Annotated in this window: 22 protein-coding genes and 2 pseudogenes; 10 read left to right on the top strand and 14 right to left on the bottom strand. The window is 64.8% G+C overall.

All coding sequences use genetic code 11. The features are described 5' to 3' along the window. Nucleotides 1-8: 8 nt before the first annotated feature. Nucleotides 9-944 carry a hypothetical protein gene (locus RSO01_RS00885; protein ID WP_147145215.1) on the top strand — a complete coding sequence of 312 codons (936 nt, stop codon included), beginning with the start codon at nt 9-11 and terminating at the stop codon, nt 942-944. Here RSO01_RS00885 and RSO01_RS00880 read toward each other — a convergent pair. The 4 genes from RSO01_RS00880 to RSO01_RS00865 are packed head-to-tail and all read right to left on the bottom strand — an operon-like array spanning nt 901 to nt 4,813. Next, the gene (locus RSO01_RS00880) at nt 901-1,602 is read right to left on the bottom strand and encodes an aspartate/glutamate racemase family protein (protein ID WP_170302774.1); all 702 of its coding nucleotides are present in this window, start codon (nt 1,600-1,602) and stop codon (nt 901-903) included. The genes RSO01_RS00885 and RSO01_RS00880 overlap by 44 nt on opposite strands. Before the next feature lie 5 nt (nt 1,603-1,607). Beyond that, complete coding sequence (locus RSO01_RS00875) at nt 1,608-2,996, bottom strand: amidase (protein WP_147145211.1); 1,389 nt, start codon at nt 2,994-2,996, stop codon at nt 1,608-1,610. Further along, a complete protein-coding gene (locus RSO01_RS00870; RefSeq protein ID WP_147145209.1) occupies nt 2,980-4,062 on the bottom strand; it encodes an AbrB family transcriptional regulator in 1,083 nt (360 codons plus the stop codon). The genes RSO01_RS00875 and RSO01_RS00870 overlap by 17 nt, the downstream gene beginning before the upstream one ends. After that, the gene (locus RSO01_RS00865) at nt 4,052-4,813 is read right to left on the bottom strand and encodes a competence/damage-inducible protein A (protein ID WP_147145207.1); all 762 of its coding nucleotides are present in this window, start codon (nt 4,811-4,813) and stop codon (nt 4,052-4,054) included. Before RSO01_RS00865 ends, RSO01_RS00870 begins: the two co-directional genes overlap by 11 nt. Before the next feature lie 102 nt (nt 4,814-4,915). Between RSO01_RS00865 and map the strand changes: the two genes are divergently transcribed. Continuing rightward, nucleotides 4,916-5,794, top strand: coding sequence for a type I methionyl aminopeptidase (gene map, locus RSO01_RS00860; protein ID WP_147145205.1), 879 nt, complete (start codon nt 4,916-4,918; stop codon nt 5,792-5,794). Between the two features lie 651 nt (nt 5,795-6,445). After that, nucleotides 6,446-7,147 (top strand): RadC family protein, encoded by a 702-nt coding sequence (gene radC / locus RSO01_RS48825; RefSeq protein WP_373867862.1) that lies wholly within the window; start codon nt 6,446-6,448, stop codon nt 7,145-7,147. Between the two features lie 79 nt (nt 7,148-7,226). On the opposite strand, the gene RSO01_RS00850 is transcribed toward radC, so the two are convergent. The 5 genes from RSO01_RS00850 to RSO01_RS00830 form a co-directional block, all read right to left on the bottom strand. Beyond that, nucleotides 7,227-8,738 (bottom strand): mechanosensitive ion channel family protein, encoded by a 1,512-nt coding sequence (locus RSO01_RS00850; protein ID WP_147145683.1) that lies wholly within the window; start codon nt 8,736-8,738, stop codon nt 7,227-7,229. Between the two features lie 110 nt (nt 8,739-8,848). Next, entirely contained in the window at nt 8,849-9,763 is a 915-nt protein-coding gene (locus RSO01_RS00845; RefSeq protein ID WP_147145203.1) for an MBL fold metallo-hydrolase, read from the bottom strand. A gap of 127 nt (nt 9,764-9,890) precedes the next feature. Further along, a complete protein-coding gene (locus tag RSO01_RS00840; RefSeq protein WP_147145201.1) occupies nt 9,891-11,096 on the bottom strand; it encodes an NAD(P)/FAD-dependent oxidoreductase in 1,206 nt (401 codons plus the stop codon). A gap of 107 nt (nt 11,097-11,203) precedes the next feature. Continuing rightward, nucleotides 11,204-12,142, bottom strand: coding sequence for a helix-turn-helix transcriptional regulator (locus RSO01_RS00835; protein ID WP_147145199.1), 939 nt, complete (start codon nt 12,140-12,142; stop codon nt 11,204-11,206). Next, on the bottom strand, nt 12,139-12,897 hold the full coding sequence (locus RSO01_RS00830; protein WP_147145197.1) for an SDR family oxidoreductase: 759 nt from the start codon (nt 12,895-12,897) through the stop codon (nt 12,139-12,141). Before RSO01_RS00830 ends, RSO01_RS00835 begins: the two co-directional genes overlap by 4 nt. A 136-nt stretch (nt 12,898-13,033) precedes the next feature. Between RSO01_RS00830 and RSO01_RS00825 the strand changes: the two genes are divergently transcribed. Further along, nucleotides 13,034-14,614, top strand: a complete 1,581-nt coding sequence (locus RSO01_RS00825; RefSeq protein WP_147145681.1) for a winged helix-turn-helix domain-containing protein — start codon at nt 13,034-13,036, stop codon at nt 14,612-14,614. 216 nt (nt 14,615-14,830) lie between these two features. Next, nucleotides 14,831-14,992: pseudogene (locus RSO01_RS00820) on the top strand (JAB domain-containing protein); the annotation flags it as partial. Here the strand turns inward: RSO01_RS00820 and RSO01_RS00815 are convergent. After that, nucleotides 14,989-16,362, bottom strand: a complete 1,374-nt coding sequence (locus RSO01_RS00815; RefSeq protein WP_170302773.1) for an MFS transporter — start codon at nt 16,360-16,362, stop codon at nt 14,989-14,991. The pseudogene RSO01_RS00820 and the gene RSO01_RS00815 overlap by 4 nt on opposite strands. Beyond that, the gene (locus RSO01_RS49735; protein ID WP_147145191.1) at nt 16,355-17,443 is read right to left on the bottom strand and encodes a bifunctional transcriptional activator/DNA repair enzyme AdaA; all 1,089 of its coding nucleotides are present in this window, start codon (nt 17,441-17,443) and stop codon (nt 16,355-16,357) included. Before RSO01_RS49735 ends, RSO01_RS00815 begins: the two co-directional genes overlap by 8 nt. Before the next feature lie 220 nt (nt 17,444-17,663). Here RSO01_RS49735 and RSO01_RS00805 point away from each other — a divergent pair. Then, nucleotides 17,664-17,830 (top strand): annotated as a pseudogene (locus RSO01_RS00805) (JAB domain-containing protein). A 65-nt stretch (nt 17,831-17,895) separates the two neighbouring features. Then, the gene (locus tag RSO01_RS00800; RefSeq protein WP_147145189.1) at nt 17,896-18,258 is read left to right on the top strand and encodes a VOC family protein; all 363 of its coding nucleotides are present in this window, start codon (nt 17,896-17,898) and stop codon (nt 18,256-18,258) included. A 178-nt stretch (nt 18,259-18,436) separates the two neighbouring features. Here the strand turns inward: RSO01_RS00800 and RSO01_RS00795 are convergent, their stop codons facing one another. Both RSO01_RS00795 and RSO01_RS00790 read right to left on the bottom strand, forming a co-directional pair. After that, nucleotides 18,437-18,985: a carboxymuconolactone decarboxylase family protein gene (locus RSO01_RS00795; protein WP_147145187.1), complete on the bottom strand. Its 549-nt coding sequence runs from the start codon at nt 18,983-18,985 to the stop codon at nt 18,437-18,439. Nucleotides 18,986-19,012: 27 nt separating this feature from the next. Beyond that, nucleotides 19,013-20,053 (bottom strand): aromatic ring-hydroxylating dioxygenase subunit alpha, encoded by a 1,041-nt coding sequence (locus RSO01_RS00790; protein WP_147145185.1) that lies wholly within the window; start codon nt 20,051-20,053, stop codon nt 19,013-19,015. 295 nt (nt 20,054-20,348) lie between these two features. Between RSO01_RS00790 and RSO01_RS00785 the strand changes: the two genes are divergently transcribed. From RSO01_RS00785 to RSO01_RS00775, 3 genes are all read left to right on the top strand, one after another. Continuing rightward, a complete protein-coding gene (locus tag RSO01_RS00785) occupies nt 20,349-21,143 on the top strand; it encodes an adenylate/guanylate cyclase domain-containing protein (protein ID WP_147145183.1) in 795 nt (264 codons plus the stop codon). Nucleotides 21,144-21,258: 115 nt separating this feature from the next. After that, a complete protein-coding gene (locus RSO01_RS00780) occupies nt 21,259-21,711 on the top strand; it encodes a cupin domain-containing protein (protein ID WP_147145181.1) in 453 nt (150 codons plus the stop codon). Between the two features lie 64 nt (nt 21,712-21,775). Beyond that, a complete protein-coding gene (locus RSO01_RS00775; RefSeq protein ID WP_147145179.1) occupies nt 21,776-22,621 on the top strand; it encodes an amidohydrolase family protein in 846 nt (281 codons plus the stop codon). Between the two features lie 11 nt (nt 22,622-22,632). On the opposite strand, the gene RSO01_RS00770 is transcribed toward RSO01_RS00775, so the two are convergent. Continuing rightward, nucleotides 22,633-24,558, bottom strand: a complete 1,926-nt coding sequence (locus tag RSO01_RS00770) for an FAD-binding monooxygenase (RefSeq protein ID WP_147145177.1) — start codon at nt 24,556-24,558, stop codon at nt 22,633-22,635. Nucleotides 24,559-24,690 lie beyond the last annotated feature (132 nt).

Here is a 24,690-nt window from a genome sequence, read left to right as displayed (position 1 = left end):
CGGCTCCGATGAATCCGGTCGTTCACGTTTTGCGGCGCATGGGCGGTCGCGCCACCACGCTTCTGCCCCTGTCGCTGGCGATCGGACTCGCCTTCCAGAACGTCGCCTCGGCCGCGCGCGTCCTGCTATGGCCACTGGCCGTCCTGCTCCTGATGCTGGCCCTGGCGCGCATGGACTGGATTCGGGTGCGCGCGCTCCTGCGCCGGCCCGGCCCCGCCGTTCTGCTGGCGCTGGCGAACCTGATCGTCGTTCCGCTGATCGTCTGGCCGATCTGGCAGGGGCTCGGCCTGTGGCCCGGCCTGGTCGCAGCGCTTTGCCTCAGCGCCATGGCGCCCGGCATCATCTCGGCCGCCACCACTGCCGCCTTCCTGCGGCTCGACTCCTCGCTCGCCCTCCTGCTGACGCTCTTCACCAACTTCCTGGTGCCCTTCACCTTGCCGCCGCTGGCGTTGTGGCTGCTCGATCTCGACCTGCATGTCAGCGCCGTCGATCTCAGCCTGCGCCTGGCGCTGATCGTGGTGGTGGCGTCGGCCGGCGCGTTCGCCATCCGCCGTTGGCTCGGCACGCGGATCATGGACGAAGCGCCGACGCTCGATGGGCTGTCGGTCATCGTGCTGATGGTCTTCGCCATCCCGCTGATGGACGGCGTGGTCGCCCAGGCCACGGCGCAGCCCCTGAAGCTCGCAGGCTTCGTCGTCGGCGCCTTCGCCGGCATGATCCTGTGCAATCTCGTGGTCGTCGCGTGCGCGCTGCCGTTCGTCGACCGGCGCGTGGCGCTGACGGCGGGCTACTGCTCGGGAGGCCGCCACAATGCGCTGCTGATGGCCGTGCTGCCCGCCTCGGTCGACGCCGACATCTTCCTGTTCATCGCCGCCGTGCAGTTCCCGATCTACCTGATCCCTACCCTGCTACAGCCCGTCTACCGCCACCTGCCGCGCCCGTAAGCTCGTCATGGAAGCCCTTCAACAGGTCGAGCACGTCGAACACAGGCAGGCCTACCGCGTCCTGGACCGCGTTTTTGTACGGCGGCAGGTTGGTGCATTCGAAGACGATCGTGTCGATGCCGGCATGGCGTGCCACCAGATCGCACGCAGCGGTCACCACTTCGCGTTCGACCTGATCGCGATCGAGTATCGTGCCGTTGCCGATGAAGGTTTTGGCGAACGAGCTTTCTTCGGGCAGACCGACGAAGGGCGTGTCGGTCGGTGCGCCGACGGCAGCGAAGTGCGCCGGCGTCAGGTTCCGGGCCGACGCCGTGAGCACACCGACGCGCTTGCCGGCTAGCTGCTTGATATGCAGAAGCGCCGACGTCGCTACTGGCACTGGCGAGACGGCGGAAAGATCGTCCTGATAGAGCGCGAGGAAGCCGCAGCTCGTCGACAGGCCGATCGCGCCTTCGGCGGCGAGCGCCCGGGCGTTGGCCTCGAGCGCCGCCAGCACGCGCGGCCGGTCGGGATGGGCGGTCACGGCGTCAGCCGAGCCGATGCCTTCCATGCGGCGGAAGATCACCGGGAAGTCGAAGGACTGGGCGTTGCCAATGTCGCCCTTGATGCGCGGAAAGCGCGTGTCGAGCATCAGGATGCCGAGAGGACCGTTGCTCATCGGTTTCATCGCGGTTGCGGCCACGCCTTCTGCGGCCCCCTCGCCTGCTCGAACCAGCGCGACAGACGCATCACGCCGAGATCGTCGAAGCGATGGCCGGCGATCTGCAGGCCGATCGGCTTGCCCTCTTTGGTGTAGCCGCAGTTGATCGAGGCAGCCGGCTGCTCGCTCATATTGTAGGGCATGGTGAAGGAGATGTGCTCGAGTGGCCGGTGGACGTCATTGGTCGGCGTCTCCCATTCGGCGCGATAGGTCGGCACCGGCGAGACCGGCGACAGCACGTAGTCGAACGGCTGCGTGGCGCGCGTCGTCGCAGCGCGGATCGCCATGTAGTTGGCGACGCCCTTGATGACCGTGGCGCCCGAGACGTCGGCGCCGCCGCGGCACCAGTCGGCGATGAAGGGCAGCACGCTCGCCTGCTTGGCATGGCTCAGCGCCGAGAAATCGACCCAGCTGCGCACGCGCCAGAACAGGTCCTGAAGATGCAGCATGTCGGGCGACAGGAACGGCGCCACCGGCTCGACCTTGGCGCCGGCATCGGCGAACATCCTGGCGGCGGCTTCGACGGCGGCCTTCACTTCGGCATCGACCGGCAGGCCGGAGCCGGCATCGAGATGCAGGCCGATCTTCAGGCCCTTGGGCTCGAGCGGACCCGCGTTCCAGTCGATCGCGGCCGGCGGCAGGCTCATGTGATCGCGCGCATCGGGCCTGGAGAGCTCCACCATCAGCAGCGCCGAGTCGGCGACCGTGCGCGTCATCGGGCCGATGGCGCGGCCGAAGTACGGCGGGTCGACCGGCACGCGGCCGAGGCTGGGCTTCAGGGTGAAGATGCCGTTCCAGCATGCCGGCAGGCGCACAGAGCCGCCGATGTCGGTGCCGAGATGCAGGGGGCCGTAGCCCGCCGCCGCGGCCGCGCCGGCGCCAGCGCTCGAGCCACCCGGGTTCCAGGCGAGGTTCCAGGGATTGCGCGTAAGTGGGTGGAACGAGCTCCTGCCCGACGACAGCATGCCGTAATCGGGCATGGTGGTCTTGGCGAGGATGACAGCGCCCGCCTCGCGCACCCGCGCCGCAGCCGGCGCATCGTCGGTGGCCGGCACGAGGTCGGTCGCCGCGGTGCCGAGCGGCACCGGCACGCCCTTGGTGGCGATGTTCTCCTTGATGGTGATCGGTACGCCGTCGAGCGAGCCCTGCGGCTTGCCGGCCTGCCAGCGCTGCTCCGACGCCTTGGCCGCCTTGCGCGCACCTTCGAAGTCGGGGGCATAGAGGGCCTTGAGCCTGGGTTCCCACTTCTCGATGTGGGCGATGACGGCGTCGACGGCTTCGACGGGCGACAGTTTCTTGGCTTTGTAGTTGGCGAGCAGTTCGCCGGCGGTCATGTCATGGAGGGCGGTCATTCGGATACCTTAGACGTTCGGCGATGAATTTGGTCAAGACCGGCGCGAGGAACAGCACGGCGATCATGCGCACCGTCTGCATGGCCATGACGAATGACACGTCGACATTGGTCGAGGCGGCGATGATGGCGATCGAATCGGAGCCGCCCGGGCTGGTCGCCAGGTAGGCGGTCAGCGGATCGACGCCGGCGCCCCAGACCATGAGGACGGCGACGCCGCCGCACAGGGCGATCAGGGTCAAGGTTGCGCCGAAGATGACGGGCAACGCCTTCAGGGCGTGGATCAGCAGCGGCCGCGTGAAGCGCAGGCCGACATTCCAGCCGACGAAGGCATAGCTCGCCGCCAGCAGCCAGGTCGGCAGCTCGATCCTGACGAGGCCGAAATGGGTGAGCACGATGCCCAACACCAGCGGCACCAGGAAGGCTCCGGCCGGAATGCGCAGCCAGCGGGCAATGATGGGCCCTGCGATCGCCAGCGCCAGCGTCTCGCCGAGCGGCACCCAGGCGACGATGGGGAACCAGACGATGTCGTGTGCCGCATGGCTGGGCGCCACGCCGAACAGGCGCGCCACCAAGGCGGCGATGGCGGCCACCAGCACGACCCGCAGGTACTGCATGAAGGCGACCAGGCGCGGATCGGCGCCGTAGTGCTCGGCCATGATGGTCATCACCGAGGCCGCACCCGCGCTGGTGCCCCACAACGCCGTCGTGCCGGGCATCATCTGCCAGCGCGTCATCAGCCAGCCGAGCAGGCTCGAGGCCACGACGACCAGCAGGACGCCAGCGCCGAACAGCACCCAGTGGCGCAGCACGTCGTCGACGATCGACAGCGGCACCATGCTGGCGATCAGGCAGCCGACGACGCCCTGGGCCAGCACGAAGGGCGGCAGCGGGAAGCGCACCTTGCCGCCCGACGAGGCAACGATGATCCCGGCGATCAAGGGTCCCAGCATCAGCGCCGCCGGCGCGTGGATCCACAGCAGGAAGGCTGCAATGCCCGCCGACAGGGCGATCAGCACGCCCCACTGAAGGGCCGCTGCCAGCTTGCTTGAAAATCTACTGGGCAAACTCCTCCGCCTCGCCGTTCATGCCGCGGATGGTGGCCAAAAGCTCGACCGCCGCGGCGGCGAGCCGTGCATCATCCGTGCCGCGCAGCACCAGCGAGACGCTGGGCTTGCCGTTGCGGAAGGCGGGGTAGCTGCCGATGTCGAGATCCTCGAAGCGCTTCTGCAGGGCGCCCAGCGGCTCGGCGATGATGCCCTCGGGCAGGTTGGTGCGCACGGTGCGCGACAGAACCGGCGTGCCGCCGACCAGCTTGTGCTTCATCGACTGGAACATCGCCTCGGCGACCTTGGGGATGCCGGCGAAGGTGAAGACGTTCTCCATCTGGAAGCCCGGCGCCACTGACACCGGGTTGTCGACCAGCAGCCCGCCATGCGGCACGCGCGCCATGCGCCGCCGGGCCGGCGTGAACAAGGCCGGATCGCCGTAGTGCCGGGTCATGCGGGCGACCGCCTCGGGATGCTCGGAGATGCCGACGCTGAAGGCCTTGGCGATCGAATCGGCGGTGATGTCGTCGTGCGTCGGGCCGATGCCGCCGGTGGTGAAGACATAGTCGAACTTCCGGCGAACCTCGTTGATGGTGGCGACGATCGTGGCCTCGACGTCGGGGATGACCCGGCATTCGCGCACCTGCACGCCCAGCGCCCCCAGCTCGGTCGCGAGATACTGGATGTTGGAATCGCGAGTCCGGCCGCTCAGGATCTCGTTGCCGATGACAACGATGCAGGCGGTGACGGTTTTTACCGGCTCGGACATGCGCTCATTTTCCTTGTCTTTCAGGACACTAGCGGAGGTATGCCGGGGGGCCAAGCGCCGCACGGCCTTGTTACCGCCGGTATCGCATGCCAAATATAATGCATGAGCAGCCCCCGCGATTTCATCGACGACAGCGACGACTATTGGCGGCGCGATGAGCGCACGATCAAGGTCCATGGCCCCGAGGGTTTCGAGGGCATGCGCCGCGCCGGTCGCCTGGCGGCCGAGACGCTCGACTTCATCACGCCGCACGTCCAGCCCGGCATCAGCACCGCCGAACTCGACAAGCTCTGTCACGACTACATCCTCGACCACAAGGCGATACCTGCCCCGCTCGGCTATCGCGGCTATCCGAAGTCGATCTGCACCTCGATCAACCACGTGGTCTGCCACGGCATTCCGTCTGACAAGCGGCTGCAGTCGGGCGACATCGTCAACCTCGACGTCACGGTGATCCTCGACGGCTGGTACGGCGACACCAGCCGCATGTTCTTCTGTGGCGACGTCGGCGTGAAGGCGCGGCGCCTCTGCGACATCACCTACGAGGCGATGATGCGCGGCATCGCCGCCGCCAAGCCGGGCGGCCGCGTCGGCGACATCGGGCACGCCATCCAGACCTTCGTCGAGGCGCAGCGCTTCTCGGTCGTGCGCGACTTCTCGGGCCACGGCCTCGGCCGCATCTTCCACGACGCGCCCAACATCCTGCACTACGGCAAGGCCGGCACCGGCCCGGTGCTGAAGCCTGGCATGTTCTTCACCGTCGAGCCGATGGTGAATGCCGGCACCTGGCAGGTGAAGATCCTGAGCGACGGCTGGACGGCGGTGACGCGCGACAAGCAGTTGTCGGCCCAGTTCGAGCATTCGGTCGGCATCACCGAAACGGGCGTGGAGTTCTTCACCCTGTCACCGAAGGGCCTGGCCAAGCCGCCCTACGATCTCGCCGCCATCGGCGAAGAGCCGCGCAAGACCGTCTCGGCCTAGCGCGAGGGGTTAGCGCCCTTTCCGCCCTTTCCGCCGGTACCTGCCCAGCGTTTCCTTGGAAGCCGACCCACTAGCGATGGGCTTGCCGCGCATTCGGACAGTTACGCTAGTTGCGCTATTGGCTTTTGGTCGACCGGGGAGAGAGGCCCGGCGGCGGCCGGGCGCGATGGTAGCGGATGAACGATGCAAAGAGCAGAGTCGCCGGGAAGGCGGCACGCGATCAATATAACTTAGGTTCTCCATAGAATCAACTGCGGTTCTATTTTTGCGTACCATAGGGCGCCAAAATCGCAGAAATTCGATCATCGATGCCAGCAGTGCTGGCAATCTCGTCGGAAGGAACGAAGTTTCCTGTAACGCCTTGTCTAGTCGCCTCGTCCTCAGGGTGTGGACCGACGTTCTGAAGCCAAGGACAAGCGAACTGCAAAGGCCGTTGCGGCGAGCGACGACGCGCTGTGCACGCTTCTCTCGGCAGGACTGCGCGTCCAGGCCGGGGAGGATCGCTGGCGTGTCATCGGCAATACCCTTTCGTACCGCCTGCTTCTGCGCGAGGCGGGCGGCAGCTGGAACCGGCTCGACCAGTGCTGGGAATTCTCCGGCGACGATCCGACCAACCGGCTCGCCTCGGCGCTCGAGGCCCAGCCAGCCGGCATCGGACACAATGCCGGCGCAGCCGAGCCGCAGCCCCACTATCACGGCCATCGCCGCCGCGTGCGGGAGCGTGTCATGAGAGCGGGCGCCGAGGTGCTGGAAGACTACGAATTGCTGGAATTGCTGCTCTTCTATTCGATCGAGCGCATCGACACCAAGCCGCTCGCCAAGCGGCTGCTCGACCGCTTCGGTACCTTGGGCGACGTCTTCGCCGCCGAGTCCGTGCAGCTACGCGAATTCGACATCGATCAGCGTACGCTCGTGCTGTTCAAGGCATCCCGCGAGGCCGGCCGGCGGCTGGCCGAGCGCAAGGTCAAGGACATGCCGGTGCTGACCAACTGGCAGCAGCTCATCGACTACTGCCATGCGGCATTGGCACACGAGAAGACCGAGCAGTTCCGCATCCTCTTCCTCGACCGCAAGAACGTCCTCATCGCCGACGAGGTGCAGCAGCGCGGCACGATCGATCACACACCGGTCTATCCGCGCGAAGTGGTGAAGCGCGCGCTGACGCTGAACGCCGCCGCGCTGATCCTGGTGCACAACCATCCCTCGGGCGATCCCAAGCCGTCGCGCGAGGACATCGAGATGACGAAAGAGATCCGCAAGGCCGCCGAAGCGCTGGGCATCTCGATCCACGATCATCTCGTGATCGGCCGCAAAGGCCACGCGAGTTTCAGGAGCCTCGGGCTGCTATCGTAGCGCCCACGATGCAGACTTCCGACGAACGTCCGCTATCGATGTATTGCAGAGCTCCACCGAAGCAGCCGCGAATCACTAGTCAGGGGCGAGATGACAAGTGATGGGTGTGCCTGTCGTGGAAGATTCTCTGGATGGCCTTGCGAAAGACCTGCGTACCACGGTCGTGTCGGAGACTTTGCAGCTCATCGGCTCGGGCCGGCAGAGCGCGCCTGGATAGACTCAGAGCCAGGTCTTCCGCCACAGTCGGACGATCCACAAGCAGTGGGGCGAAAGCGTGCTGGTCAATCTCGTAGACGATCACACGGGTCAGCGCCTGCAGCGTACAAGCTTCACCCATACCCGCAAGCAGCCCGGTCTCTCCGAAAAAGTCGCCGGGTGCGAGTCGGCCGGTCTCCTTGCCGTCGCAGCGCATGACGATGACGCCGGCCCTGATCATCATCAGTGCGGACAGTATGTCTCCCTGTCGGACAATTTCGTCCCCCTTGCGAAATTCGCGAGTAGTGGTCGCTTTCGCGAGCGACAGCTTTTCGTCGCGCGTCAGAGTTGCGAAGATCGGTATGGCTTCGATGAGCTCGATCGGTTCGACGCGTTGCGGCCGAGCTGTTTCTTCGGTGGGTAAATCGGTCATAGCCACAACGGATTCCGCCGGCATCGCCAGAAGCAGGCCGGCAGATTTGCAGTGGCGGTAGACGAGGTCGAGCACTTCGCTTCGCGCGCGTGACCGTTCGGCAGGGCTCGTGACCCTGAATTGCAGTTCGACCGTCAAGGCCACCGCATCCAGGCTCTTGAGCGCCACGGTCGGCGGCGGCTCGGCCACGATGGAGCTGCAGCTCAGCATGACGGATCGCATCACGTCCATTACGACGGAAGGCATGCGTGTGGGTGCAATGCGCACCGTCAGCGTCAGCAGGTGCGTCTCATCGGGGCGGCTGACGTTGGTCAGCCCGAGCCGGGCCAGAAAGCTGTTCGGCAGCACCACCACGTTGTTGGAGCCGGTCAGGACATGGGTCGAGCGCCAAGTGCTCTCGACAACCCGTCCCTCGGTCCCGTCGCTGAGAACGATCCAGTCGCCGAGGACATAGGGCCGGCCCAGCGTCAGCGCGATGCCGGAGAAGACGTCACTTAATGTGTTCTGGAGCGCCAAGCCAAGAATGATAGCGACCAAGCCTGACGTCGCGACCAGCGTCCCGATGGGAATGCCGAAGACAAAGGTTAGGATGGACAAACCCACGCCGAGATAGACCACGCCGACGACGATTTCCTGCAGCAGGCGCGCCTCATGCGGATAGCGCTCGAGCACGAGGTAGATGCGCACGAAACCGATGATCGCCCACGCCAGATGGATCCACCACAGCAACCTGGCCAAGATGACGAGCAGCGAATTGGCGTCCAGGGCTTCAGGCGCTTCTGGCTCGAACGACATCAGGTTGTTGCCGATAAGAACGGCAGTCATGCCCGCAAAGAATGCGATCTGGACCACCAGTCGGGTGTTCGAGCGCCTGCTCGGTATCAGGTGCCAGACGATGATCCCGGCAAGGCCGATCAAGTTCATTTGCCAAAGGGGAGACACAACGAGTGCCTCAAGGGGCATTTGACCCATCATGCTGCATCTCCTGCTCGCGCAAAGATCGGGCCGACCTAGGGCATGAGCTCATCAACGCTATGAGTGCGCGCCCTAGGTCGGCCCTAACCGACAAGCGGTCAGAAGTCCCAGACAGCCGGTACCCAACGAAAGGCGTTGCCGGTGACCGCCACCCGGCCGACGGACGGGAACGGTAGGTGAGTGGCCACCAACGTCTCGCCGGTCGCCGCCACCTCCCGCAAAAGACGGACCCGAACGCGGGCCGCCTCCTCGGGGTCGTGTTCGAAGCCGTTGTGCCAGTCGGGGTGGTCGAACCCGACCGGGAATATGGCGTCGCCGGCGAACGTCAGCCGGTCGCCGCCGGACGCCAGGCGAACCACGCTGTGCCCGGGGGTGTGGCCGCCGGTGCGCCGGACGACCACCCCCGGCGCCACCTCGTACTCCTCCTCGAACGTCCGCAGCTGGCTGCGGTACTCGCTCAAGAACCGCTTCGCGGTCGACCGAAGCACGTCCGGTACCGGCGACGGCATGGTGGTGTGGGAGAAGTCGGGCGACGCCCAGAATTTGACCTCGGCGTCCGCTGCGTGGACCCGCAGGTCAGGACGTAGCCGCTCCTTCATCCCGTCGACGAGCAGCCCGCCAACATGGTCCATGTGCATGTGGGTAAGCACCACATCGGTCACGGATGCGAGATCGATGCCGGCGGCCTCCAGTCGCCTGGGGAAGTGCCCGGCCCGCGGGAAGCCCGGATACTCACCCCCTAGCCCTGAGTCGACGAGTATGGTCCGGTCGCCGCTACGCACCACGAGCACGTTCAGCGGCCAATCGAACTTGTCCGGCGGCAGGAACATGTCCTCCATCCAGGCCGCCCGGACAGCCGGGTCGACATTGGTGGCCAGCGTCGTGGTTGGCAGCAATAGCACCCCGTCGCTGACCACCAGTACGTCAATCTCGCCGACGCGCAGCGCGTAACGCGACGGAACCAACTCTTCGGACCCCGATGTACTGGGGTGTACGGTGTTGTCTAAGCTCATGTTTGTCTCCTGCTAACGGCCGCCTTACACGCGGCATTGACGACGCTACGATGATCGTTGAGGAACATCTGATGGGTGAAACCGGCTGCGCGCTTGCACACAGCGCAGCCCGCGCCACGTGAGGCATCTACAGGGCGGTGACGCGTTCGGGGTCAGCCGACGCCAGTACAGCGGCCCGCTCTGGGCGCGGCGGATAGATCCACTCCGTGTTGATCTCGTGCTTGGTCTTCTTTGCCTTCGCGCCGACCATCTCGACCTTGCGGTCCCAGCCTCGCGTGAAGATCGCGCCGGCCGGCCCGAGGTCGAGACAGGTGACGTACGCCTCCTGATGATATGGCTTGGTCGGCGCTCCCAGCAGTTCGGCCGCCGCATTGTGGCCCGCGAAGGCGCCCATCCGCGTGGCGTGCTGGCACGACATCAGTGCGTAGTTGCCCATATCGTCGCATGCCGCCCGGGCCGCGTCGCCGGTGGCGAAAACCCCAGGCACAGACGGCACGCGCAACTCGCGGTCGACAAGCAGCCGGCCGAAATTGTCGCGCTCGCCCGGAATCTGTGCGGTCAACGGCGCCGCGCGCATGCCTGCCGCCCAGATCACGGTCGCGCTCTCGATTCGCGCGCCGTCGGTCAGCGTGACGCCCGAGCCGTCCAGCGCCGCGACGGCGGCACCGAGCCGGGTCTGCACACCCATTTCACGCAAGGCGTCCTCGATGATCGGCCGGGGTTCGGCCCCCATGTCAGGAGCGATCGCGTCGCCGCGCTCGACTATAACGACGCGCGGCTCGGCATTCTTGCCGAAGATCGCGCACAGACGCGCGGGCATTTCCGTCGCCACCTCGATGCCCGTGAAGCCGCCGCCCGCGACGACGACCGTATCGCGCGTCCGCGACGCCGGCCGATCCGCCAGGCTGTGCAGGTGTCGGTCGAGCGCGATCGCATCGTCGAGCTGGTCGACGCTGAACGCGTACTCGGCGAGTCCGGGAATGAGGGGGCGGAACAACCGGCTGCCCGCGGCCACGACCAGCCGGTCGTAGTTCAGCGTCTTCCACGGGCCGTCGGCGGTGACGATTTCCACCGCGCGGGCCTTGGTGTCGATCGTCTCGGCGCGGCCTTGCACGAAGACGACATCGATAGCCTTGAGGACGTCTTGGAGAGGGGCCGTCAGTGTCTCGGGCTTCGTCTCGTAGAGCCTCGGGCGAACCACAAGGGTGGGCTCCGGGGCAAGCAGCGCGATCTCGAGATCCTTGGGTGAGACGCCCCTGATATCGCGAAGGCGGGCAGAGGAAAGTGCGGCATACATGCCGGCGAAGCCGGCGCCTATGATGATGAGTCGCATGTGAACTACTTGCCTCCGGCGGTCGTTGGTGTGGACAGAGCAATGATCTAGTGAACCGGGTGTGCAGCTGTCCCAGAGCGATTGACGTGCTTGTAGAGCGATTGCTGCTAACGCGCGTGTCGTCGCCAATTGCTCGGGGTTTCCCCGGTCATCCGTCTGAACGCTGCAGCGAAGGCCGTCTGCGAGGCATAGCCGAGCGCCGCCGCGACCGATGCGATCGACTCGCTGGGGTCACGCAGCATTGTCATGGCCTGTTCGAGCCGGTATTGACGCAGCCAGGCATGAGGTGAAAGCCCGGTGCTTTCCTTGAAAGCGCGACAGAAGTGGAAGCGTGACAAGCTGGCGTCCGAAGCCAGGGCAGCGAGCGACAAGTCCGGATCGCCATCGGAGCGCAGGCGTTCGACGGCGCGACGTAGCGCCGTCGGCGAGAGGCCGCCCAAGGCTGCCTGGTGGGTGGCGGGCATGCCGGTGTGCGCAGCCAGGAGGCGTGTGGCGAGGAGATCCGTCAGTTGCTGCCTGAACAAGGCGTCCAGCGCCTTATTGCTGTCCAGCACGTCCGCCGCGCTCGTGAGCAGCCGCGAGGTCGTCGGGTCGGGATGTCCCGTTCGCTCCAGGAGATTGGACGGTCCCGCCATGTCGGCTTCGGCGGCAACGCGCTCCAGTGTTGCGTGCGGAAGATAGAGCTGGAGGACATTGATGGACCCGGCAATGTCCCATCGGGCGCTCGAGCCAGCCGGAATGATCGTGACGGCACCGGAGCGCGCCATTCCAATCGCAACTGACCGTTCCGAGCGCCGCTCCAGGCGCTGCATGGTGCCGATGTAGGTCATGACGACGTGCTCAGTCATGGGCTCGACGAAGTCGTGCAGCGCTCCGTGATTCCAGTGGGCGATAGCGCCACCGGACGGATCCAGAGCAATGCTTAGCGGTACAGTCCTGAGGACGCGTGCCATCTCGACATTCGCAGAACGCCGGTGGGCAACCGGCAGGTCGCTCTGCTCCGCATCGGGCGCGACCGGCAGATCGCGCAGGCTCAGCTTACTCATGGATCTGTACCCAATGAGGCGCTAAGCCAATCATGAAAGCGGATCGTCCCCAGACTGGGCTGAGCGCTCGGGGTCAGCGACTTGTCGTCCAGCCGGGCGCCGAAATACCGGGCGTGGATGTCCGCAATTACCTGACGCTGATCCGCTCTTGCGGCGAGATACTGCCGAGCAAGGGCATCGAGAGGCATCTGATCGGGCCCCGCGATCTCAATGGTACCATTCAACGGCTTGTCGACCGCGAGATCGGCCAGTGCAGCCGCGACGTCATCGGATGCGATCGGTTGCACGAGCGCCGGCGACAGATGGGTCATGTCTCCATCCGTGCCCGCTTGAACTATTGCATCGACGGATTCGAAGAATTGCGTCGATTGCAGAATCGTGAAGGGAATCGCAGAAGCCTTGACGAGGTCTTCCTGCGCTGCCTTGGCGCGAAGATAGCCGCTCTGAGGCAGGCGCTTGGCTCCGACGACCGACAGCACAACATGATGCCTTACGCCGGCGGCAATTTCGGCGGCCAACAGATTCCGGCTGGATCTCTCAAAGAACTCCAGGGCCGCCTGGTCCTCGAACGACGGCGAGTTGGCCACGTCGATGACGAGACGCGCGCCCGAAAGAGCCTCGGCAAGCCCTTGGCGCGTAATGGTGTTCACGCCTGAACTGGGTGACGCAGCCACGACGTCATTGGCTTCTTGACGAAGCCTGGCGACGACCTTTTTGCCGATGAGGCCATTGCCTCCAATGATGACGATCTTCATCGCTGCTCCTTGGTCATCGGCCCAGCCGGCAGATGGCTTAGGAGCAGAGATTGGCTACGGAAAGGGCTCATGGCTTTGTGGCGGGCTTGGACTATTCTTGGGTTTAGCTTGCTTTTTCGTCCAAGGTGCCGACGGCGTGCGATTTCAATTCAAGGATTGTATGCTCGATCTCGAGCGACGGGAGCTGACGCGCGGCTCCGAGGAAGTTCCTATCGCCCCGCGAGTCTTCGACCTATTGGCCTACCTCGTGCAGAATCGTGAGCGTGTTGTCAGCAAAGACGATCTTCTGGACGCCGTGTGGGGCGGACGCATCGTCTCCGAATCGACCCTGACCAGCCACATCAACGCAGTACGCAAGGCGATAGGCGACAGTGGTGAGGCGCAACACCTCATTCGCACGGTTCCTCGCAAAGGCTTCCGGTTCGTTGGCGCCGTCACGGAAGCTCAATCCCAAAGTGATCCTTCGAAGATCGGTTCGCGCATGTTGGACGAATCTCCTCGCCCGGCGCTCTCCCTTCCCAACAAGCCATCCATCGCGGTCTTGCCATTTCAGAACCTGAGTGGAGATCCCGAGCAGGCCTATTTTGCCGAAGGCGTGGTAGAGGACATCATCACCGCGTTGTCGCGCCTTCGCTGGTTATTCGTCATCGCCCGCAACTCGAGCTTCACGTACCAGAGCCGCTCTGTGGATGTGAGGCAGATCGGGAGGGAGCTTGGCGTTGGCTATCTGCTGGAAGGCAGCGTACGCAAGGCCGCAGGCCGCATCCGCATCACGGGACAGCTGATTGATGCGAGGACCGGTGCTCACCTTTGGGCGGACCGCTTCGAAGGCACCCTGGACGACATCTTCGAGCTGCAGGATCAGATCGCCACGAACGTCGTCGGCGCCATTGCGCCGCAGGTGGAGTTGGCCGAGATCGAACGTGCCAAGCGCAAGCCGACGGGAAGCCTCGATGCTTACGACTGCTATTTGCGCGGACTCGCGCATGTGCACCAAGGCAGCAGGGAGTCTCTCGATGAGGCGTTGCCGCTATTCCATAGAAGCATCGACCTCGACCCCGCGTTTGCTGCCGCTCACGCAATGGCCGCGTGGTGCTATTTCTGGCGCAGAGTCAACGGCTGGTCGATCGACCGCCAGCAGGAAACGGCCGATGGCGCACGACTGGCGCGCCTTGCGGTCGAGTTGGGCAGGGACGATGCCGTAGCGCTCACTCGAGCCGGTCACGCTCTTGCCCATCTCGCAGGCGAGCTCGACATCGGCATCGCGCTGCTCGACAGGGCTATTTTTCTCAATCCCAATCTGGCGTCTGCCTGGTTTCTTGGCGGCTTCCTGAGGACCTGGCGCGGCGAGCCCGAAAACGCTATCGAGTATTTCGAACGCGCCATGCGTTTGAGTCCCGTTGATCCGGAATTGTACCGAATGCAGGCTGGTATCGCGATGGCACACCTCTTCGCGGGCCGCTTCGACGCTGCGTCGGCGTGGGCGGAGGAGGCATACACAAAGCTGCCGAGTTTCCTGATGACGATTGCCATAGTGGCCGCGAGTCGGGCATTGACTGGTCGACTGCAAGAAGCACAGCGGGCCGCGGATCAGCTGCAGGCGTTCGACCCTGCTCTTCGCATTTCCAACATCAGAGATTGGCTGCCGATCAGCCGGCCGCAGGACCATTCGGTATTCGCGGAAGGACTTCGCAAAGCGGGGCTACCAGAACGGTAATCAGAGAGGCGCCCTCAGTCGCTGAACTTGATGCCCGGGATGAATGAAGGGATGGAGTGACATGCCGTGGCCCAAAGTGCCTGATCGAGTGCACAGATGAACGAGCGTGATGATCACGATGGTGCACGACAAACATACCCCAATTGCCGGCACCAAATCCGTTTGGACCGAACGTTTTCCTAGCTATTCCAATCGATTGGAATCTCGAAGAGTAAGGTGCACAACCACCCCTCGGGCGATCCCAAGCCGTCGCGCGACGACATCGAGATGACGCGCGAGGTCAGGGCCGCTGCCGAAGCGCTCGGCATTTCGATCCACGATCATCTCGTGATCGGTCGCAAGGGCCACGCGAGCTTCCGGAGTCTTGGGCTGCTCTAGTTGTGGCGTCCCAACAGGGCGTCCGACTTCGCCGGAAGCAGAACGGAGGCTGCGACCACGCCAAGCAATGCCACAAGTGCGGCGAGGGCGAAGGGTTGCGCGAACGTCGCTGAGGCATCCACGGCGCCAAGCGTCAGTCCCAACACCGCGATGCTAAGGGCGAAGCCGACTTGGCGCACGACGAACGTCACGGCCGAGGCCATGCCCGCTTGAGTTGGCGGGGCAAGAGCCAGGGCGACACCCGACAATTGCGGGTTCGCCAGTGCAGCGCCAACGCCGATGATGGCCATGCCGGCGATCGCCGCGGCAAGTCGGAAACCGGGACCGTCAGAAAGGGCCGCAATCACAAGCGAAACGTCGCCAATGGCGACGAGCCCAAAGGCAGTTATGAACAGGCGCCGCCATCCCCAGCGCGTCGCGAGGCGCCCGCCGACCAGCGGTACCAGCAGCATCGGCAGTGTCGCGACAAGCAGGGCGACGCCGGCCATGTCCATGCTGAGGTGCAAGGCCGCACTCAGGAAGAATGGAAGATAGACCAGCACGGCCCAATATCCGAACTGGATGGCGGTCAGCAGCGTGGCGACCCCGGCCATGGCCAACGTCGCGAACACGCGGGGATCAAGCACCGGGCGCGGACTGCGCCATTGTTGCCACAGGAATACGAACGCCAATGCCATGCCGGCAATAAGGCACGAGGCTCGGAGGGCAAAGGACCCGTCACGCCTCAAGAGGGCATCGATCGCCAGGCCCAACGACATCGTCAGCAACGCGATACCAATGGGATCCAGCCGTCGCCCTTCCCGATCGTTCGCCTCGGCGACCAATCGCGGCACCACAAGCGCCAGCGCCAAGCAAAAGGGGACGTTTGCGAAGAAGATCCAGCGCCAACCGAGCCACGAAGCCAGGAAGCCCCCGAGCGTCGGCCCCAACGCCATGGCGACGCCGGCAATCACGCCCAGGACGCCGAACGCACGGCTCCGCTCAGCGACGTTGGGAAAGGCGATAGCGACGAGGGCCGTTCCGCCCGTGGCCATGAAGGCCGCGCCGATACCCTGTACCACGCGCGCGGCCAGGAGCATCTGTTCGCTCAAGGCCATCCCGCACGCAACGGAAGCAACGAGAAACACCGCATTGCCGGCCAACATGCACCGTCGGCGGCCGAAGCGATCGGCGAGCGCGCCGGACGCCAGGAGGGCAGCGGCGAACGCAAGGCTGTAGGCGTCAATGACCCATGCCAGGCCCGCGATATCCAGCCCGACGTCCTTGGCGATGGCGGGCATGGCGACGACGACCGCCGTCACATCGAACAGGATCAGGAAGGTGCTTAAGCCAAGAGCAAGCGTCGTCAGGACTGAACGCCGCTCAGCCAACTTTGGCCATCCTGAGATGTTGTGCGGCATAGGCGTGCCACGGCCGCCAGGCCGGCGGGACATTTGCCTGCGCGATGCTCATCGCCTCGCTCTCCCAGTCGCCGGGCGCGCGCAGGCCGGGCCGCTTCCTGATCAACGGCGCGAGCCTGGGATCGCGAGCGAGATGGCGGTCGATGGTGGCGATGTCGGCGCCGAGATCGAACACGCGGCGGACCCGCGCTACGATGGTCGGCAGCGCCTTTACCGAGGGGAAGCGGGCTGAGGGGAAGCGGCCCGAGGAGAACCGGATCGTGACGAGCACCGAGTTGCGCTCGGGCAAATGAGCCACTGCGACGCTGCTGCGCTTGCCGTCGACGTCGACGCTGCGATGCCAGACGTCCTTGTCGATCCACTCGATGCCAGGCATCGCGCGCAACGAGAGCGCCGATAGCATTCCCGACCAGTCGTAGGGCGGCCGATAGGCCAGTCGCAGCGTTACGCCATCGCGCGCCCCATTGCGCGCCGACGTGCCCGCGCCCTTTCGCCTGAGGGCGCTGGGCGGTCGGCGAAAGAGGTTGTGGAAGGCGTCGTTGAAACGGCGCACGCTGCCGAAGCCCGAGGCCAGCGCCACTTCCGTCATCGGCAGGCGCGTGTCGTGCAGAAGCTGCTTGGCGAACAGTACGCGGCGCGTCTGGGCGACGGCGATCGGCGAGGCGCCGAGATGGCGCTGGAACAGTCGCCGCAACTGCCGGCCGCCGATGCCAAGCCGCCCGGCAAGGGTCTCGACGTCGGAGTGCTCGCCGTCGAGTGCGCCGTCGGCGATAAGCGCCAGTGCCCGGCTCACCGTGTTGGCGGTGCCGCGCCAGAAGGCGAGGTCGGGCGCGATCTCGGGCCGGCAGCGCAAGCAGGGCCGAAAGCCCGCCTCCTGGGCAGCGGCGGCCGAGGCGAAGAAGCGGCAGTTCTTGAACATCGGCGTGCGCGCGGGGCAGATCGGCCGGCAATAGATGCCGGTCGAGGTGCAGGCCACGAAGACATGCCCGTCGAAGCGAGCGTCGCGGCTCTGGAGCGCGCGGTAGCAGGTCCTGTGGTCGAGCAATTCCATAGGGGCACTTTGCTACACACTTGCGCGTAACGCTGGCCGTTTTCGGACCTGAGCAACGGCGCCCACTGCCTAAGCGTTCCCTGAGCATCGTCGCCGTGATCAGACGTTGCCGAGCGTGAGGATCACGTTGGATCATCGAGTGACCGATCCCAATTCCATACCCCAGCGATTCCGATCCGCAACAAAACTCGTTTCAGGTCAACGCGATGCGTTCCGAGCAATGTTGGTCCACAATCACCCCAGTGGCGATCCCAAGCCATCACGCGACGACATCGAGATGACGTGCAGGTGAAGGCCGCCGCCGAGGCGCTGGGCATCGCCATCCACGACCACCTGGTGATCGGCCGCAAGGGGCATGCGAGCTTCAGGAGCTTGGGCTTGCTGTAAGATGCCGATGCCCTCGGCCAAGAACGCCGACGTCTCCGTCAATCTCATCGCCTGGATGTGTCGTCATGATCGAAGCGATTAGTGCAATCACACTCGGTACGCACGACATGCGGCGGGCCGTTCAATTTTACCGCTCACTGGGGTTCGACATCGCGCATGGCGACGAAGCGTCCTCATTTACCAGCTTTCGGGCGGGAACGGGCTATCTCAACCTGATTGCCCAGCCAGCGCAAAATCGCTGGTCCTGGTGGGGGCGCGTCATCTTCTACGTCGTCGACGTGGACGCACTATACGACCGTGCGTTGGCGGCCGGATGGCAGCCCACGACTGTGCCCCGCGATGCCGAGTGGGGGGAACGCTACTTTCATCTGACCGACCTCGATGGCCACGAGCTCAGTTTCGCGCGGCCTTTGCGGTCCTCGGCATAGCTTGGATCTACCGACATAGAGATCATTTTGCGGAAAGGGGGAGAATCAGCGGCTTCAGTCCGCCCCACACGATCTCGACCCCGATTGCCAGCAGGATGAATGCCGTGAGGCGCGTGACCACATTCGTTCCTGCCCCGCCAATGCGTTCCACCGAAGCGAGGCAGCGCTCGATGAAGCGCTACGCCGGCAGCTTGTCCCCATCCGGTGGCGCCGCCACCTCGAATGCGTTGACCACGCCGCACAGCATTGCGTAGTAGTGCACGCCTGCGGTCAGCTCGACGAGCCACTTCGTACCGTGCTTCTTGTGGAGGGCATCGAACGCGGCCTGCTCCGCGCGATTCGTGCGCATGAGCTGACGGACGTACGTCACGATCGCGGCCTCTTCAGCCGGAAACTTCGACTCCTCCGCTTTCGCGCGCAGCAGATCGATCGCCTCTTCACGTAGGCCGTTGCGGCGCGCGGCCGCCACCTGCGCCGCCCACACGTACGCGGCTTCACGCTCCCGCACGGCGGCGAGGATGCCAACGGAGCGCAACTTGCTTTCGACGACGCTTTCGTCGCGGAAGAAGGGCACGAGCGGCAACATGCGCTTCGTCATCTCCGGGCTGTGCAGCATCATGCTGAACGGGCCACGGACGGCGCCGAACACTTTCAGCACGTCGTCGACGACGGCCTGATGTTCGGGAGCGACGTCGGCTTTGCTGGCAACGGGCGTCACGCGTGGCATGAGTCACCTCCTTTCCTCGACGGGCTCCTACTCCGCTGCCAGCGCGCCCTTCTCATCGGCCAGCAGGCGCTCGATGAAGCGGCGCATGACCACGCGGTTGGCGTCGGACACGATATTGACCAGGCCCTGCTCGCCGAGCTCGTCGAGCCTCGCCTGCTGAGCCTCGACCATATCCTTGTCCTCGACGAAGGTGGGCGCAATCTCGCGATAGAGTTGCTCGGTCGCCTCGGGCTCGTTCTGGCGATAGCCGTTGGCGCAGGACCAGAAGTAGAAGCACGAGGTCTCGGTCTCCGGCGTGAGCCCGTGGAAGAGGCGGAACTGGAAGCCGCCCTCGCGCTTGCCTTCATACGCCCCAGTGCCGACATCGGCCGCGCCGGTCCATTGCAGGACCGAGCTCGGCGCCACCCATTCGAACTCCTGCCAGCGATCGACGCGGCCCTTGAAGCCCGCGGCCTTGACGTAGCTCGGTGGCGGTACCGAATCGCGCATCCAGCGCGTGAACTTGATGCCGGTCGCGGTGCGTGTCGTCTGCATCTCGGCGTTGACGTGCGCCGCCGGATTGCCGCCCACCGTCTTGGCGTGCAGGTAGCCGAGATGCGTCAGGTCCATCAGATTGTCGACCATCAGCATGTAGTTGGCCCTGATCGGATAGCAGTCGTGCTTGTTGGGCCATCGGGCCTTGTCGTCGTGATAGGGGAAATCGACGATCCTGCTGGCGTCGGCCGCGGCCGCATCGCCCATCCAGATCCACACGAACTGGTTCTTTTCCACCAACGGGTAGCTTCGCACGCGCACGCTGTCGGAGATGTGGGCCTGCCCCGGCACCGCAACGCAGCGGCCGCTGCCGTCGAAGACGAGACCGTGATAACCGCACTGGATGCCGGCCGGCACCAGCTCGCCCTTCGAGAGCGGCGCCGAGCGATGGCAGCAGCGATCGACCAGCGCCGCAGCCCGCCCTGCCTGATCGCGGAAGAGAACGACCGGCTCGTCACAAATCCGCCGCGCCAGCGGCTTCTGCCCGAGCTCATCCGCCCAGGCCGCGATGTACCAAGCGTTGCGAATGAACATCGTGAACTCCCTTGGCCAACCAACGGGACGTCGCGATAGGAGACACAATCGGGGCGGGGTTGGCAACTGGCCGGCGGAGCGCCTGGTGGGTACCTGACACAAGGGCTTCGCCGGGCGGCGTTCGGACCAGAGCGACAATACTGTCCAGCGCAAAGCGTGAGGATCACGCGCTAGGCATCGCCATCCACGACAGCGCAAGTCATATGCAGTTTTTGACTCGGAACATTGTTGCCAAGGCAGGAATGCACGATCACATTCTCGGCGGGGCCATCCGGAATAGTCGCGCCGCACGCACATGCCCAAATTCCTTCGCATTGGAGTCCATCAATCGAACGTGTCCGGATACACCTCAAAGGCATGGTGGATTCGCCGGGTTGGCTCGACGGTTTTCCTGAAGTGGGGCGCTGTCGAGGTCCATGGCGTGGGAGATGGACGAAAGATTTACTGGACGGTTCCACCGCGTGAGAAAGCAATTCGTTGCGGCGCGGTGCAGCCTGCCAAAGACTATGTGAGAAACGCAGTCGCACGGCGACGCAGCCATAGCTATGAACCGCTGGCTGAAAATATCGCGATCCGGCGTCGACCCGCCAATCGTGGCGCCGAACTCGAACAAGTGCTCGCCACGATCCTGATCGTCGATATCGTCCGGTCCACGGAAAAGGTCGCGCGGCTCGGCGATTCGCGTTGGACACAAGTGATGAATCACTATTACGCCGCCGTCCGTAAAGAGCTGAAGACGTTGCGCGGAAAGGAAGTCGTGACGACGGGGGACGGACTGCTCGCGACATTCGACGCGCCGGCGGCGGCGGTCGGCTGCGCAACCGCAATCCGCGAGGCAGTGCGCACGCTGGGGCTGGAGATCAGGGTAGGGCTACACGTGGGCGAATACAAGGTGAGCGGGCCTGACGTGTTCGGTCTCGCGCTTCACATCGGCGCCCGAGTCGCCGCGAAAGCGCGGGCAGGCGAAATCCTGGTCTCGAGCGCAGTCAAGGATCTGATGTCGCAGTCTGAAATCCGCTTCAAGGATCGCGGTGTTCACCAACTCAAAGGTGTGCCGAAGCGGTGGCGCCTTTACCGAGTCGATCGATAAGCGACTTCCGCGGCCGAGTTCTTCACCCTCGCGGCCAAATCCGGCCGAGGTCTGATAAGATCGGCACAGTGCCCCCACTGACGTGAAACAGCCAACAGGTCGTCGGAGGACTAAAATGCACTCGTTGACCCGCTTGTTCCTCGGCGTGGCCGCGTCGGCCACGATGTTCACCAGCGCGATCGCTGCCGATCTCAATCCCGCGGCCGTCGCCTTCACGCTGCCGGACAAGATCGAGTGGAAGCAGGGATCCGGTCGCAACCAACAGGCAATCCTGGCAGGCGATCCGTCGAAGCCCGGCCTCTACGTCGTGATGGTCAAGTGGCTGCCCGGCGGAATGAGCCGTCCGCATTTCCATCCCAATGACCGTTTCATCACGGTGCTCAAAGGGACGTGGTGGGTGGGCACGGGCACCAAGTTCGATCCCGACAGCACGGTCCCGATGCCGGCCGGCACCTTCGTCACCCATTTCGGCAAGCAGGTGCACTACGACGGCGCCAAGGATGAAGAGGCGGTGCTGTTGATCACCGGCGAAGGGCCCGCCACCTCCACACCAGCGGAACAGAAATAGCGTCGCCTCTGGACAGGAGCGGGCCGCGATACTCAAACTCGCCCGCCCGACAGGAGCTTGCGCCATGCCGATCATCGATTCCCAGGTCCATGCCTACGAGGCAAACACCCCGAAGCGGCCGTGGGCCACCGTGCCGAACTGGCCGCCGCACGTCACGGGCGACGAGATGGTGGCGGCGATGGACAAGGTCGGTGTCGACGGAGCGATCTTCATCTCGTCTTTTTCCATGTACCGCTACGACGCCAGCTACGCCGTCGAGGTGGCGCGGGCCCATCCGGACCGGATGGCCATCGTCAAGCCGGTCGATCCGGACGATCCGGCGGTGGCCGACGTCATCGCCGAGTGGAAGAAGATTCCGGGCACCGTCGGAATCCGCATCATGCTACGCGAGGAAGAGAAGCGCTCACCGACCGATCCCGGCTTCGAGCGCATCCTGCGCGCCGCCGTGCAGCATGATTTCCCGGTCAACTTGCTGTGCTGGGGCAATCTGGACGCCGGCATGGCCCTGATCGACCGACATCCGCAGACGCGCTTCATCATCGATCATCTCGGCATCCTGCAGCCGCGCGTTCCGCCCGCGCCGCCGCAACCGTGGGCCGACCTGCCGAAGGTGCTGGACCTCGCCAAGCGCCCGAACGCCGTCATCAAGGTCAGCGGCGCCTGCACCCTGTCGCGCGAGCCCTACCCCTTCCCCGACATCTGGGACCCGCTGGCGCGCGTGTTCGATGCCTGGGGCTTCGAGCGCTGCCTGTGGGGCACCGATTGGACGCGCGCGTTCGCCGTCGTCAATTACCAGCAGGCCGTCGACCCCTTCCTGCAGACCGACCGCCTGAGCGCCTCCGAACGCGCCATGTTGATGGGCGGCGCCTGCGCCAAGGCGTATGGCTGGTCGCCGAAGAAGAAGAAGTAGCGGTTCTGTCTTCAGCTCGCCGGCAGCATGAAGCGATCGAAGAACGCGGCGAGCTGCCCATGGGCATCGAGCGGCAGGACCTGCGCGACGAATTGATCCGGCCGCACGATGACCAGGCATCCCATTGCCCGATCGATGCCGCGCATCGTGAAGATGTCGTGACCAGCCTTGAGATCTGGGCAGAACATCTTCTCGTAGTCGCGCAGTCCATACCGCCCCTTCCGCGGCATCAGTAGCAACGGCATGGCCTCGAGAGCCAGGTCGCGGTGCGCTTGCTGGAATACGGCGCGGACATCGATCACCGAATCGATATCTGCGTCCTTTGCGGTGTACTTCCTGATTGGGGAATCGCCCGCCTCGGCGAGAAAGTCGCACAGGGCGCGGAGGCGCGAGTTGGCGGCCGCGGGATCCTCGGCGCCGGCGAAGGCAAAGAGCCGAAAGCGGCCATCCGCCTTGACGACGTGGCCGAGGTGAACGGGCTTGGCATCTCCCAGGCGGATCACCGGCGCCGACGGGAAGCGCTTGCCGATCACGAACCCTTCGGCGAGATGCTGGTGGCTCGGCTCCGCCGTCAGGATTGACGGCGGATAATGCGTGGCCGTGCCCGCGGTATAGCGCCCGTGCCGGACGAAATAGTCCTGCGTCTTGGCCGGATCGAGGGCCTCGCCATGCCGGTTGCCCGACGCAATGATTGCCGCCCATTCGCGATCGAACTCGATCAGCTCCTTCGCGACCGCGTGGCGCTCCGCCGAATAGGTATGCAGGAGATGCGGCGCCGCGCGTTTGCGCAAAACGGCGGCGAGCTTCCAGCCGAGATTGAAGGTGTCCTGCATGGAGACATTCATGCCCTGGCCCGCCTTCGGGCTGTGCGTGTGACACGCATCGCCGGCGATGAACACGCGCGGCAGGCGCGTCTCGGTCCCCGCTACCGGCGCGTCGTCGAACTTGTCGGCAAGCCGCTGGCCGATCTCGTAGACCGACCACCAGGCGATCTCCTTCACGTCGAGCGTATAGGGCTTGAGGATACGCTGGGCCTTGGCGACGACGTCGTCCGCCGTGATCTTGCGGCTTGCGACCCGCTCGCCAGCCTCGAGCGCGGTGAGCTCGACATAGATCCGGACCAGATAGCCGCCCTCGCGAGGGATGATGAGGCCACTGCCGTCGGAGGCGGACTGGATCAATGACTTGAAACGAATATCGGGGAAGTCGGTGACGGCCAGCACATCCATGACGCCCCACGCGTGATTGGCCGAATCGCCGTGCAGTTCCTGGCCGATCGCCTTGCGTACCGTGCTGCGCGCCCCATCGCAGCCCACCACGTAGCGCGCCTTGACGGTTTCGAACCTCCCCTCGTGCGACGGATCGAGCCGCTCGAGGCGGACGCTCACGGCATGGTCTTCAAAGCGCGCCGCGGGGTCGATGCGCAGATCGAGCACACGCCGCGCATAGTACGGCTCGAGCTTGGCCGCCGATCGTCGCATGACATCGAGGAAATGATCATGCACGCGCGCCTGATTGAGGACGACATGCGGAAATTCCGACAGCCCGTCTTCGACATCCTGGACCCTGCCGCTGCGCACGATGGTCTTGGGCTTGTGCGGGTCCGGCTTCCAGAACGTGGTCTCGTTGATCCAGCAGGCTTCCTTCATCACGCGTTCGGCGAAGTCGTAGGCGTGAAACATCTCCATCGTACGGCAGGCGATGCCGTCGGCCTGCCCGAGCAGCAGCCGGCCGGGCTTCTGCTCGACGATGCAGGTCTTGATGTCGGGAAACGCCGAAAGCTGGGCGGCGAGATTGAGGCCGGCCGGGCCACAACCGATGATCAAGACATCGACTTCAGCCGGAACAGGCCCGAACGCCCCAGAGGCTCGAACGCGCTCCGCGGGATCGGCGACTTCCGGATCGCCCGCCTCAAATCCGTTCAAATGGAATTGCATCGACGCCTGTCCCTGAGATGACCGAAGAGTATCGCGTTCCTGTCGCCCGTTGTTGTGGCATCAGGTCAACGGCAGGCGCAATGCCCTCTGAGACATCTGTCGCCGACGAGCAGCAACTTACCCGTCAGGTAA

Origin of the sequence: Reyranella soli (assembly GCF_007992495.1) — a bacterium.
Taxonomy (GTDB): Bacteria; Pseudomonadota; Alphaproteobacteria; order Reyranellales; family Reyranellaceae; genus Reyranella; species Reyranella soli.
Note: the sequence above shows the minus strand (reverse complement) of the source record. Positions and strands in the feature narration are given on the sequence as shown.